Annotated in this window: 12 protein-coding genes; 8 read left to right on the top strand and 4 right to left on the bottom strand. The window is 31.4% G+C overall.

Annotation, left to right across the window (positions count from 1 at the left end):
- The first annotated feature begins 1 nt into the window (after window position 1).
- Window positions 2–400, top strand: a complete 399-nt coding sequence (locus E5167_RS06980; protein ID WP_136842492.1) for a sugar 3,4-ketoisomerase — start codon at window positions 2–4, stop codon at window positions 398–400.
- Here E5167_RS06980 and E5167_RS06975 read toward each other — a convergent pair.
- Window positions 389–1,339: a glycosyltransferase gene (locus E5167_RS06975; RefSeq protein ID WP_136842490.1), complete on the bottom strand. Its 951-nt coding sequence runs from the start codon at window positions 1,337–1,339 to the stop codon at window positions 389–391. The two genes, E5167_RS06980 and E5167_RS06975, sit on opposite strands and share 12 nt — an antisense overlap.
- Before the next feature lie 90 nt (window positions 1,340–1,429).
- Here E5167_RS06975 and E5167_RS06970 point away from each other — a divergent pair, with 90 nt between their 5' ends.
- Window positions 1,430–2,527 (top strand): glycosyltransferase, encoded by a 1,098-nt coding sequence (locus tag E5167_RS06970; protein ID WP_136842487.1) that lies wholly within the window; start codon window positions 1,430–1,432, stop codon window positions 2,525–2,527.
- A 4-nt stretch (window positions 2,528–2,531) separates the two neighbouring features.
- Window positions 2,532–3,623 carry a glycosyltransferase family 4 protein gene (locus tag E5167_RS06965; RefSeq protein ID WP_169301392.1) on the top strand — a complete coding sequence of 364 codons (1,092 nt, stop codon included), beginning with the start codon at window positions 2,532–2,534 and terminating at the stop codon, window positions 3,621–3,623.
- On the opposite strand, the gene E5167_RS06960 is transcribed toward E5167_RS06965, so the two are convergent.
- Together E5167_RS06960 and E5167_RS06955 are read right to left on the bottom strand one after the other, a co-directional pair.
- Entirely contained in the window at window positions 3,620–4,516 is an 897-nt protein-coding gene (locus E5167_RS06960; RefSeq protein WP_136842483.1) for a glycosyltransferase family 2 protein, read from the bottom strand. The two genes, E5167_RS06965 and E5167_RS06960, sit on opposite strands and share 4 nt — an antisense overlap.
- A gap of 2 nt (window positions 4,517–4,518) precedes the next feature.
- Window positions 4,519–5,202 (bottom strand): cell division ATP-binding protein FtsE, encoded by a 684-nt coding sequence (locus E5167_RS06955; protein WP_136842481.1) that lies wholly within the window; start codon window positions 5,200–5,202, stop codon window positions 4,519–4,521.
- Between the two features lie 241 nt (window positions 5,203–5,443).
- On the opposite strand from E5167_RS06955, the gene E5167_RS06950 reads away from it, so the two are divergent.
- Together E5167_RS06950 and E5167_RS06945 are read left to right on the top strand one after the other, a co-directional pair.
- Window positions 5,444–8,470 (top strand): tetratricopeptide repeat protein, encoded by a 3,027-nt coding sequence (locus E5167_RS06950; protein WP_136842479.1) that lies wholly within the window; start codon window positions 5,444–5,446, stop codon window positions 8,468–8,470.
- A gap of 25 nt (window positions 8,471–8,495) precedes the next feature.
- Window positions 8,496–10,241 (top strand): porin family protein, encoded by a 1,746-nt coding sequence (locus E5167_RS06945; protein ID WP_136842478.1) that lies wholly within the window; start codon window positions 8,496–8,498, stop codon window positions 10,239–10,241.
- Window positions 10,242–10,435: 194 nt separating this feature from the next.
- On the opposite strand, the gene E5167_RS06940 is transcribed toward E5167_RS06945, so the two are convergent.
- Window positions 10,436–11,131, bottom strand: a complete 696-nt coding sequence (locus E5167_RS06940; protein ID WP_136842476.1) for a class I SAM-dependent methyltransferase — start codon at window positions 11,129–11,131, stop codon at window positions 10,436–10,438.
- Window positions 11,132–11,205: 74 nt separating this feature from the next.
- Here E5167_RS06940 and E5167_RS06935 point away from each other — a divergent pair, with 74 nt between their 5' ends.
- The 3 genes from E5167_RS06935 (at window position 11,206) to E5167_RS06925 (ending at window position 13,563) form a co-directional block, all read left to right on the top strand.
- On the top strand, window positions 11,206–11,700 hold the full coding sequence (locus E5167_RS06935) for a YkgJ family cysteine cluster protein (RefSeq protein WP_136842474.1): 495 nt from the start codon (window positions 11,206–11,208) through the stop codon (window positions 11,698–11,700).
- A gap of 39 nt (window positions 11,701–11,739) precedes the next feature.
- On the top strand, window positions 11,740–12,636 hold the full coding sequence (locus E5167_RS06930) for a hypothetical protein (protein ID WP_136842472.1): 897 nt from the start codon (window positions 11,740–11,742) through the stop codon (window positions 12,634–12,636).
- A gap of 78 nt (window positions 12,637–12,714) precedes the next feature.
- A complete protein-coding gene (locus tag E5167_RS06925; protein ID WP_136842470.1) occupies window positions 12,715–13,563 on the top strand; it encodes a sterol desaturase family protein in 849 nt (282 codons plus the stop codon).
- Window positions 13,564–13,586: the final 23 nt, after the last annotated feature.

The following is a 13,586-nucleotide window of genomic DNA, read 5'->3' as shown; positions in this document are numbered from 1 at the left end:
GTTGAGTTTAAACAATATTAAAATAATAGATATTCCAAAGATAACCGACGTTAGAGGTAATTTATCTGTTATAGAAAACGATGTAATTCCTTTTAATATAAAGAGAGTTTATTATTTATACGATGTACCAAGTGGTTCCTATCGAGGTGGTCATGCTCATAAGAAATTGCAACAATTGTTAATTGCGATTAGTGGCAGTTTTGATGTGGTTTTAAACGATATACATGGACATCAGCAAATAATAACTTTAAACAAGCCTAATAAAGGGTTGCTAATTCCTAATATGGTTTGGAGGGAAATTGAAGAGTTTTCCTCAGGAGCTATTTGCCTTGTGGTTGCCTCCGAGACTTATAATGAGGACGATTATATTAGAGATTTTAAGCAGTTTTTATCTAGTTAATTTTACTTTCTTTCTCAAAGCAATCAACTTTCTAATTATAGGGAACTGACTAGCTACATAATGAATTCTATCTTTTACAGATTTTGAATTAATGTTTTTATAAACTTCTTTTCCTAACTTTTTATTACTGAAATAACCAGCGTAAAACAGCATAGTTTTATAATGATTATTTAAATAGAGGTCTCTTATTTCTTTAGAGACATTGTATTTTTTCGAAAAAAAATCAAATAGTTTTTTCATTTGATTCTTTTGAAACACGAGCTCGTCCAAATTCTTTTGGTGAGAATGAGAGTGATCATGAACTCTGTAAATGTGAAGAGATTCATTAATTCTTTCAAAATCGGTATTCATAACCATATCAACCAAAATAGGATAATCTTCAATGGTTAAATCCATATTTAGATAGGTATTGAAATCAACATACCTATAAAGAAGTTCTTTTCTGTAACAATGTCCAATAGGTGCAATATTGCCTAGCAAAATAGCATCTTTGTAATCTTTTTTAGAACCAAGGAGTATGGTTTTGTTTTTAAAAGCGATAGTTTTTTTGGTTTCTTCATAAAAACTATCAAACCCAGAATCCACAAACCCTAGTTTGCTGTCACTTTTAAGTACATCTACCATTTTTTGTAGTGCATCATTTGTTTTTAACATATCGTCACCAGCAATATCAAATACAAAAGTACCGCTGCACCTATCTAAAGTTGTTTTAAAATTTTTAAGGATGCCTAATTGCTTAGTGTTCTTTTTAATGTTAAATAAGTTAGGGTGTTTTTCCGCATACGTTTCAATAATACTGTAAGTGCCATCTGTTGAGCGGTCGTCACCAACAATAATCTCATAATCAAAATCAACATTTTGTTTTAAAATAGATTGAAGTGTATCTTCAATATGTGGTTCGTTATTGTAAGTTATAAGATGTATAGAAAGCAAAATCATACAAGAAAACTAATATTGCATAAATTTAGAATAAAGAAAAATAGAATAAACGAATTAATCATTTATTTTTGAAGAAACTGTTACTCAATAATGAAGAAAAAAAAAGTTGCTTTAGTAGGATTTCATATGTATGGTGGAGGCACTGCTAGGGTAATGGCTAATTTGTCTAACTTTTTTGATAAAAAAAATATTGAAGTTCATAACATCATTATACATGATGAAATTGGGTACGAATATTCTGGTGAACTGTATAATTTAGGAAAACTAAAAAGTAAGTCTAATACCATTTTCAATAAAATAAAGCGTTTTAATGCTTTAAAAAAGTACATAAAACAACAAGATTTTGATTTTGTTATCGATTTTAGATTTAGAAAACGTATTCTTCAGGAGTACATGATTTCTAAATTTATTTATGAGCAAAAAAAGACCATTTATACTATTCATAGTTCACAATTAGAAATTTATTTATCTAAATCCAGATTTTGGACACAGTTAATTTATGGTAAGGCTTATAGAGTTATAGCAATTACCAAGGCAATGAAAGAAATGGTTGAAAAGAAGTATCCTAAACTTAAAAATGTTTCAATGATTTATAATCCTGTAATTCACTCTGTTATTGAGGCTAAAAAAGAGCAACCTATAGATTTAGACTTTGAGTATGTTATAGGAGTTGGGCATTTTGATACAGATCAAAAGCAGTTTGATAAACTTATTGAGTCATATGCCGAATCAAAACTTCCAAAAAATCAAGTGCATCTTGTAATTTTAGGTAAAGGTAAAAAACAGTTAGAGCTGGAGCATGTAGCAGAAAAGATGTATGTAAAGAACAAAGTACATTTCCTTGGTTTTCAAGATAATCCGTACAAGTTTATGAAAAACGCTAAGGCTTTTGTATTGAGTAGTTGGCATGAAGGGCATCCTATGGTTTTAATCGAAGCACTTTGTTGTAATATACCAGCTATTGCTTTTGGTTGTCCAACTGGACCAAGAGAAGTAATCAATCATAAAGAAAATGGACTTTTAATTGAAGATCAGAATTTAGAAGAATTGACCAAAGGATTAAATTTGATGATTCTAGATGAGGCATTATATAAAAAGTGTAAAGACAATTCATTAAAGAGTGTAGAGAAATTTTCACTTAATGTAATAGGTAATCAATGGTTGGATGTAATGAACTTTAAGAATTAATCTATTGCCAAAACTACTTTACATAACAACCAATTTACAAGGTTCTGGAGGTGTTGCAAGAGTACTTTCGGTAAAGCTCAATTATTTAATTGAAAGGTATGGATATACCATTCATGTAGTGACGACTAATAATACTTCTGAGACGTTTTTTTATGAGTTCAATAAGCGTATAGTCTTTCATAAAATAGACATCAAAAACTTTGGTTTTAGATACTTGTTTAAATATAAAACGTTGCTCCAAAATATTATTGACAATGTGCAGCCAAACATTATTATAAACTGTGATAATGGTTTTAAAGGAAATTTACTACCCTACATTGTTAAAACTAAAACGCCATTGGTTTACGAACGACATGGCAGTAGAAAAATAGATGTTAATACTTTAAAAGAACGTATTAAAAACAAAATAGCCAATATAATACTAGATAATAATGTTAAAAATTATCAAGCTTTTATTATATTAAATAATGAAGATACAAAAGATTGGAAAGCCAATAATATTAAGGTTATTCCTAATCCTCTTTGTTTAAAACTACCTTTTGAGCAGTCTGAATTGAAAAACAAAATAGCCTTAGCAGTTGGAAGGCATTCAGTCGAAAAACAGTTTGATATATTACTAAAAGTATGGAAAAAAGTTGTTGAAAATTATCCTGATTGGACACTTAAAATCTATGGTGAAAGTGATAAAGAATATGCACTTAAAAGATTAATTGAAAAACTTAATATTAATAACCAAGTTCAACTATATCCTCCAACAAAAAACATTACAGAAGAATATTCAAAAGTCTCAATGCTTTTAAACACCTCTTCGTCTGAAGCATTTGGATTGGTAATCTTAGAGGCAATGGCTTTTGGTTTACCAACAATAGCTTTTGATAGTGCTTCTGGTCCAAAACAGTTAATAAATGATGGTGAAAACAGTTTTTTAATTAATAGTTTTGATATGGATGCATATGCCAATAAAATTAAATTATTAATTAAAGATGAGGAATTACGAAATACTTTAGGGGATAATGCTAAACAAATTGCTGAAAAATTTAATTTAGATAAAATCATGAAACAATGGCATGAATTATTTCAGTCGTTAAGCAGTTAAATTTTTCTGTTAAGATCGTAATAGCACATATAAGATAACTTATAAAAATTAAACAAAAATAAAGAAGGTTTAGATGAGTTTAGTTGTTTTTTGATTAGTCGACTAAAAAGTGTGAATGTTATAGCTAAAATTCCTTTTAGTTTAATTTTTTCTATTTTTCTGTAAAAGCTCAAAATTTTAACAAAATCTGCATCGATTTTTTTAGAGTTATAAATAAAAAGCAAATTTTCCACTCCTTTTTCGGTTTTTTCTATAAAAATATTATTTGTATCGATATCTCCATGTAAAACGGGGTTGTCTATATGTAAAACATTTAATTTTTGTAATAAAGCTTGGTAAGCAAAAAGAGTGTCCTCGTGTCCATACTTAGTTAAAGAATTATCAAAGTTTACGATTTTAAATACACGTTTATGGAATGCAGTATTATTGCCTCTCATATATTTATATGGTTTTTCTGCTCTAGTATTAACAGGAACTTCCTCTGCATGCCTTCCATACTTCCATCGTAGTTTTTGTTCAGGTTTAATTTCTTTAGGATGAGTTAAACCACCATAAACAATATCAGGATTATTCTTAAAAGCATGTAAATAATGTTTTATAAACAAGTCATCTACTAATAAAGAATCAGCATCCAATAAAATTAAATAATCAAATTTTGAAGATTTTATTAAAAGATTTCTGTTTTGGCTTAATCCAACATTTTTTTGCAATTCCTTAAACTCAACATTTTCTAATTGGTTAAGTTTATAATTAATGTTATTAATTTCAGATTTTGAACCGTCATCAAAAATTAATATTTCAAAATCAATTCCCGAAGTAACCAGTTGCTTATGTAACTCATTTACTAGCTCAGTAACATCATAATTATAAACAGGAATTAAAACCGAAAGCATAATTATCCTTTTCGTTGCACAACTTCAAACACTTTGTTGTCGTCGCATTTTAGGGTTTTACTTGGGTACTTTAAAAGTAAAGCATAATCATGAGTTGCCATTAAAATAGTATGCCCTTTTTTATTTAGCTCTTGTAGCACTTCCATAACTTCTATGCTCGTTTGAGGGTCTAGATTTCCAGTTGGTTCATCTGCAAGGATTAATTCAGGGTCGTTTAATAAGGCTCTGGCAATGGCAATACGTTGTTGTTCGCCTCCAGACAATTCATAAGGATATTTAAATTCCTTGGTTTTCATACCAACTCGGTTTAAAACAGCTTCAATTTTAGCAGCTATTTTTTCTTTGTCTTTCCATCCTGTGGCACGAAGTACAAATTCTAAATTGGCATTCACGGTACGATCGTTTAAGAGCTTAAAATCTTGAAACACCACACCTAACTTTCTTCGTAGATAAGGAATGTCGTCTTCTTTAAGTTTTGCTAAATCAAAATCAACAATGCTTCCTTCACCTTTAGTGAGTTCTAAATCGCCATAAAGCGTCTTCATAAAACTACTTTTCCCAGTGCCTGTTTTACCAATTAAATATACAAAGTCGCCTTTGTTCATTTCAAAATTCACATCGGCCAGTACTAAACTATCTCCTTGATAAATAGAAGCATCTTTTAATTGTAAAACTGTTTCAGGCATAAAATATTCTAATTTTAAAGTGTTGTAAATGTATTATTAAATAAGGAATAACTCAAAAAATAATAGGCTTTTCAAGTTAGTAAGTTGTCAACTTTTTAACATTTAATAACTTGGTTTATAATTAACACAAATTTCTAACGTTATAAAAACGATATAAAGTATTTTTGGTATTAATATTGTTAGACTAAAATAAATATCACATTAGTACTTACTAATGATTTCTCAACAAAAAACGAAGTTAATGACTAAATTAAGATTATTAGCATTTGCACTAACACTAACAATAGGTTATAGTGTTTTTGCACAACAAACAGCAGCCTATACAAGCGACCTAGTAGATTTTCAAAAAGCATTATCACTCTACAATAGCAAACAATATTTAGCAGCACAATCCATGTTCGATAAAATTCAGGACACAGCAACCGATGAGGTTGTAAAGTCTGATTGCGCCTATTATATTGCTAACTGTGCAGTACGCTTAAATCAACAAAATGCCGATGATTTAATACAGAATTTTGTAAACGATTATCCTACGAGCACCAAACGTAACACGGCATATATAGATGTAGCCGATTACTATTTTGAAAACTCAAAATTTGCCTATGCACGTAAGTGGTATGATAAAGTGGATGAAGAAGCCTTAGCTAGAAGCGAACGCGAAAAGTTTTACTTTAATTATGGCTATTCTTTTTATGCAACCAATAATGCACAAGGTGCAAAAAAGTATCTATCACGTGTGGAAAATTCAGAAAAGTATGGTTCACAAGCTAAGTATTACATTGGGTATATGGCGTATGAGGGTGACGATTATGATAAAGCGTCAGCGTATTTTGAGCAAGTAAGTGATAACGAAAAATACCAAGAAGGCTTGTCGTATTACCAAGCTGATTTAAATTTTAAACTAGGGAACTTTGAAAAAGCCATCGAACTGGCAAAAGAACAATTACCAACAAGCGATGATACCGAAGTTTCAGAATTATCAAAAATAATAGGTGAAAGCTATTTTAATCTAGAACAATATGCCGAAGCGATTCCGTATTTAAAAGCCTATAAAGGAAAACGTAAGCGCTGGAACAATACCGATTATTATCTGTTAGGCTATGCATACTATAAGCAGAACGATTTTGAGAATGCCATTTCGGAGTTTAATAAAATCATCGATGGAAATAATTCAGTAACACAAAATGCGTATTACCATTTAGGAGAAAGCTACATTAATGTCGATAAGAAACAAGAAGCATTAAATGCCTTTAGAAATGCATCGCAAATGGATTACGATTTAAAAATTCAGGAAGATGCTTGGTTAAACTATGCAAAAATTAGTTACGAAATTGGTAATCCTTACCAATCGGTTCCTCAAGTATTGGCAGGTTATTTAAATAAATATCCAGATACTGGTTATAAAGAAGAAATTGAAACCTTATTGATTGATTCGTACATCACTTCAAAAAACTATAAAGAAGCCCTAGAACTACTAGAAGGCAGAAAAAGTTTTGAAAACAAAGTAGCTTACCAAAAAGTAGCATTTTATAGAGGCATTGAGCTTTATAATGAAAGTCAATATCTAGAAGCCGAATCGTATTTTGATAAGTCTATTGCCGAACCAAGAGACGAAAAATTTCTTGCTAGAGCTATCTTTTGGAAAGCTGAAACAGATTATAATTTGACAAATTATGATGATGCGTTGGTTGGTTTTAAACAGTTTCAAGGTAGTAGTCAATCTTCTGGAACACCTGAAATTAAGAACATAGATTATAATTTAGGCTACACCTATTTTAAGCAAAAAAACTACTCAAAAGCAACTGAGCATTTTCAAAAATATATTTCCAATACAGCTGAAGATAAAGTAAGAATCAATGATGCATTTTTACGCTTAGGAGATGGTCATTTTGTATCAAGCGATTATAACAAAGCGATAAACGCTTACGAAAGAGCTATTAAAATGAACCAAATTGAACCAGATTATGCATTCTTTCAAAAAGCGATAAGTTACGGTTATATAGGTCAAGGAAGTACAAAAATTAAAGAACTAGAAGCATTTGTAAATACTTATAAAAACTCTTCTTTACGAGATGATGCACTGTATGAATTAGGGAATTCCTATGTTAAAAATGGAGAAGACGATAAGGCAATGAGAATGTACGACCAACTAAACAAAGAGCATAGGTCGAGTCCTTACATTTCTAAATCGTTATTGCGTCAAGGTTTGGTGTATTACAATGCTGGAAAAAATGAAGAAGCTTTATCTAAGTTTAAAAATGTAGCAAACAATTTCCCTGGATCACCTGAAGGTATGCAAGCAGTTACCACAGCACGTTTAATTTATATTGATCTTGGTCGTGTAGATGAATATGCACGTTGGGTAAAAAGATTGGATTATGTAGATGTTACTGATAGTGATTTGGATAACACGACTTACGAATCAGCCGAAAAACAATACTTAGCAGGAGACACTAGCAGAGCAATTAGATTGTTTAATGGGTACTTAAATGAATTTCCAAATGGGTTGCACGCTTTAAAATCACATTTTTATTTAGCACAACTGTATTACAAAGATGATTTACAATCTAATGCAGCACCTCACTATGAATATGTGGTTAATAAACCTAGTGGCGAGTTTACAGAATTAGCGTTGACAAGGTTAGGAGAAATTTATTTAAACGACAAAGATGTTGACAGAGCAATGCCAATTTTGGAACGCTTGGAAAATGAAGCAGATTTCCCTCAAAATGTCATTTTTGCACAATCTAACCTAATGAAAGTGCATTATCAATTACAGGATTACAATCAAGCAGTGGTCTATGCTGAAAAGGTATTGGCAAGTTCACGAACCGATAAAAATGTAAAGAGTGATGCACATGTTATTATTGCACGTTCAGCAATGAAAACTGGTGATGAATCTAAGGCAAAATCGGCCTATGCTCAAGTTGAAAAAATTGCTTCAGGAGAATTAGCAGCCGAAGCCTTGTATTACAATGCCTATTTTAAAAACCAGGAAGGACAGTATAAATCGTCAAATACCGTAGTTCAAAAATTAGCAAAAGACTATTCAGGTTATAAGTTGTATGCGGCTAAAGGATTGGTAATTATGGCGAAGAATTTTTACGCTTTGGATGATGCCTATCAAGCCACCTATATTTTAGAAAGTGTGATTGAAAACTTTGCTGAATTTACCGAAGTTGTTGATGAAGCAAAAACTGAGTTACGCAAAATCAAATCCGAGCAAGCTAAAACTAACGCTTCCGTTGAAACCAACAATCAAAATTAGAATCAAAAAACGAAAAAACATAAGCATGTTAAATCAAATTAAAAACATCTTTATTGTAGCCTTATTTTTATCAACTGCAACAACATTTGCACAAGAGAACAGAAAAACTAAGGACACCATTAATACCGAAGTTGTTAATGTAGTAAAGCCTTATACGCCTAAAATATCTGATGCTTTTAAAGTAAAGGAAATTCCATCACTAGATGATGAAACAACGACGACTAAAAAGGCAATCAAGTATAATATCTTTTCAATTCCAGTAGCCTCCACATTTACACCTGCAAAAGGAAAAGCGGCCGAAGTAGATAAAGGTGAAAAAGCTAAGTTGTTCGATAATTATGCATCATTTGGAGTGGGGTCTTACACAAGCTTTTTGGGAGAAGTATATTTAAATCATGCCATTAATAGAACCGAGAGTGTTGGTGGTTATGTAAGCCATCATTCATCGCAAGGAGGTATTGAAGAAGTATTATTAGATGATGCTTTTTCTAACACACAAATCAATGCAAATTACGCCAGAAAACTCCGTGATTATTCTTGGAACGTCGATGCTGGTTTTCAGCAACAAGTGTTTAATTGGTATGGTTTGCCACAACCTCCATACGATCAAGTGTTTGCTGATACCATGATACCACAACATAAGTTTTTTACGTTTGAGTTTGGTGGTAAAATCGATTTTGATGACAGGCTATTTAACAATGGTAATATGCGTTTTAGGCGTTTTGCTGATGATTATGATTCAGGAGAAAACCATTTTGCCATGAGTACTAATTTTGATATTCCTTTACGTGATGGCGATTTAAATACGACTATTAAATTAGATTACTTAAATGGCTCGTTTGACCAGTCGTACGAATCAACCGATAAATTAAAATATGGTAATTTTAATGTAGGTGTGTCGTCAAGTTATCAAATGAAACAAGACGATTTAACACTAAACCTTGGAGCATCGGTGTTTTATCTAAACGATACCGAAGCTGGGGAAAACAAAATCTATATTTACCCTAATGTTACAGCAACCTATAGGTTGGTAAACGAACTGCTAATAGCGTATGGTGGAATTGAAGGTGGTTTGGTTCAAAACACCTATCATAAGTTTGCTACTGGGAATCCTTATGTATCACCAACATTAAACATTATACCTACCGACAAGCAATATGATGCGTATGTAGGTTTAAAAGGAAAGCTCTCAAACAATATGAGTTATAATATTAGAGGGAAATATTTTGCTGAAAATGACAAAGCATTGTTTAAGAATAATAAAGATATGAATACTACTCCTAATAATAATTATAACAAGGGTAATTCATATGGAGTAGTGTATGATAATGTATCAACCTTAAGTGTGTTTGGGGAATTAAACGTTAATGTCAACAGAAATTTTACCTTAGGAATTAAAGCCGAATATTTTTCTTATAGTACTAAAGATGAAGATAAGCCATGGAACCTTCCTGATTTTAAAGGCTCATTATTTATGGATATTCAATTTGATGAACATTGGTTTGCTGGTGCTAACCTGTATTATATAGGTGAGCGTTTTGCGCAAAGTTCTATTGAAGGTTCGTTAGATCCTAATGAAGTTTTAGTTACAACACATACACTAGAGAGTTACTTTGATGCCAATGCACATTTAGGATATCGTATAAACGATAAATGGTCAATCTATGCTAAAGCCAATAATATTGCAAATCAAGATTATAAGCGCTGGTTAAATTATCCAGTGCAAGGCATTCAGTTTTTAGCAGGAACGACGTTTAAATTCGATTTCTAATTTAGCCATCTTTAATTGTCACACTGAGCTAGTCGAAGTGGAGTAAGGAACGCGATGCACTAACATTACTGAAATAAACAACGAGAAATTCCATAATTATGAGATTCCTCCTCGTGCCTTGTTCGGAATGACAGTTTTTAATGATGTCAATAGTTAACTGTTTAAGAAACAGTATTTTTAAAGTTAAACTTAGGTTATAAAGTAATCCTAGCTAAAAAATCATAATGCTCTCCTTCTAAAACAAGGTCACAGTGTAAGCCAGCAATAGCGCAAGTAGTTTTAAGTCGGCTAAAATCTAAATACATCCAGGTGAAACTTTCGGTTTCACCTTTGTATGTTACATGGTACTCTAATTCACCATAATAGTCACTATTTGCATCTAGCCAATAGCCTCCATCATCATCTTCGTACATATACTTAATGTCCGAAGAATCAATAAGTATTTGTCCATTTTTATTTAATAGACTTTTTAGATGATTTAAAATATGAGGTGTGCGCTCTAAACTTTCAAAAAAACCAGAGCCATTCATAAGCATTAAAATGGTGTCAAACGTTTCGGTTTCATCTAAAATATCAAGTACATGAGCGTTTTTTAAACCTCTTATTTTACAAGTTTCTATAGCTCCTTTAGAGATGTCAATAGACTTAACTTTTAAACCTTTATTTTGTAAGTATAAACTATGTGATCCAGCGCCACAGCCAACATCTAAAATGTTACCATTGGCAAGTTGTAACGCTTTCTGTTCAATCTTAGGCATTTCAAGATAATCCCTGAATAAATAGGGAATCGGTAATACATCATCATCAGAAATACTTGTTGAAGTAATGATGTCTTCTGTATAGTTTCCGTTTTGATAATCTAAAATGGCTTTTCCAAATACGTCTTTCATTAAATAATTATTTAGTCAGTTCGAGTGATTTCGATTTATCGAAATTGTATCAAGAACTTTAGTATTTTTACACTATGCAAGACGTTATTAATAATCTTCCAAAGCTCGCCAAAGATAAGCATAAGGAAAACAAAACCTTCTTTAATAAGCTTAAAAAGAAACTGCCTAAGCAGTTAGACTATATCATGCAGGAGTTACATGAGGAAGAGTTTAATAAAACCGACTGTCTAGAATGTGCTAATTGTTGCAAAACAACAGGACCTTTGTTTACAAGTAAAGATATTGAACGCATTTCAAAATATTTAAAATTAAAACCACAGCAATTTATAGAGCAATATTTGCGAGTAGATGAAGATAACGACTATGTACTACAAACGGTTCCATGTACATTTTTAGGTAGCGATAATTATTGTTCAATTTATGACGTGCGACCAAAAGCGTGTAGAGAATTTCCGCATACAGATAGGAAAAAGTTTCATCAAATTTCTAACTTAACGCTTAAAAATGTAGCTATTTGTCCAGCAGCTTTTAATATTGTAGAGGAAATGAAAAAAAGATTAAGTAAGTAGCTTGGAATAATTTTTGTTACCTATTTAAAAACCAAACCAATGAAAAAACTATTTACACTCACCATTATTATACTTCTTTCATTAAACACTCTAAAAGCACAAGAGTGGTTTACCTCTTTTGAAGTTGCTAAACGTTTCGCTTTAGTACAAGATAAGATGTTATTGGTGATGTGGCAAAACACGCTAGACTATCAATACCCTGTTAGGTTGGTAGGCGATAATGGTGTTTCGGTTGTGGTAGATTTAAACGAAAATGATGAGGTTAACAATTTGATTTGGGAACATTTTGTGCCTGTTATTTTATTGGAATCTAATTATGAAACGCTTTATAATAAGGTTAAAAAAAGCAGAAATGTATTGTACTTAGACAAACTAAAAGACGATAGTATTAAAATAATGGATGTTAATGGAAACATTCTAAACGTAAAAACCAATGTGGCTGAGGTAGAAAATCTAACACAAATTATTAAGAAATATAGTTTAAACACTTCTTTTTTAAAACATGAGCTCTCTAATTATTCTAAAGAACAAAATGTGACTACAGCATTTAATTTAGGGTCTAAATATTTAGAGTATGCTATATATGTACCAAAGCCTGTGAGAAAAGAGACTATTGATTTAGCAGATATATACTTTAATGAAGCGAAGCGTTTTTTAACTAGTAGTGATTTAAAAAACAAAGTTGGTTTTTTGCAACGCTTAGATTTTTTGGATATTGAAAAGCTATTAATTTTAGGCAACTCAAACAAAGCACGCAGATTTTTAAAACGACTTGATAAAGCCGAAGTAGATAATACTAATCAAGCTGTTTACAATTTCTTAAACTATACAACCAATAAATTATTAAACAAAGAAGCTGAAGCTTCATTATATAAAGATAAACTCTCAGTAATAGACTTAAAAAAGGCAGAGTTGATTGTTAATATTAATAAGTAATTAGCTGTAATCTCTTTTAGATTTCCAATTCAACATATATTTACTAAATTAGTCACTTAACCATTTACTTATACCTCATTGGAAACCATAATTAACTATTTTGAAACCATTCCTTCACTCCATAGAAGTATCATTCTTGTTGGAGGCTTAACCTTTTTTTGGTTATTAGAGGGTGCTGTACCATTATTTAAGTTTAAATACCATAAATGGAAACATGCCGTTCCTAATATATTTTTTACACTCACTACCATTATCATCAATTTCGCTTTAGCATTTTTACTGTTAAGGTCAGCCGATTGGGTAATAGCAAACGATTTTGGTATTATTAATTGGCTACCAAAAATGCCTTTAGGCTTGTATGTGTTTTTAGGTGTGTTACTAATGGATTTTATTGGAGCCTATGTGCCACATTATGTAGAGCATAAAGTAAAGCCGTTATGGATGGTGCACTTAGTGCATCACACCGACCATAAAGTAGATACTACTACTGCAAATAGGCATCATCCACTGGAAAGCTTAATTCGCTATGCCTTTACCTTAGCTGGTGTTTTTATTATTGGTGCACCTATTGGTATTGTGATGTTGTATCAGTCTATGTCGTTAGTAGCAACACAGCTTACACATGCTAATATTAAGTTGCCTAAAAAGGTTGACCATCTTATAAGCTATATTTTGGTGTCTCCCGACATGCATAAAATTCACCATCATTATGTATTGCCTTATACCGATTCTAATTATGGCAATATTTTTTCTATTTGGGACAGACTTTTAGGAACTTATATGAAAATGGATAGAGAAAAGTTAATATACGGTGTCGATGTCTTTCCAGATGAAGTTAAAAATGGCAATGTTATGGAGTTGCTTAAACAACCATTTCAGAAATATCAAAAGCCTACAATAATTCCTGAGGAAAATCGTAGAACTTGAGTTTTCAACATATTTATTAACAA

Origin of the sequence: Pontimicrobium aquaticum (assembly GCF_005047595.1) — a bacterium.
Classification (GTDB): domain Bacteria; phylum Bacteroidota; class Bacteroidia; order Flavobacteriales; family Flavobacteriaceae; genus Pontimicrobium; species Pontimicrobium aquaticum.
The sequence above is the reverse complement of the archived record's forward strand: the minus strand, read 5'-3'. Positions and strand labels throughout refer to the sequence as shown.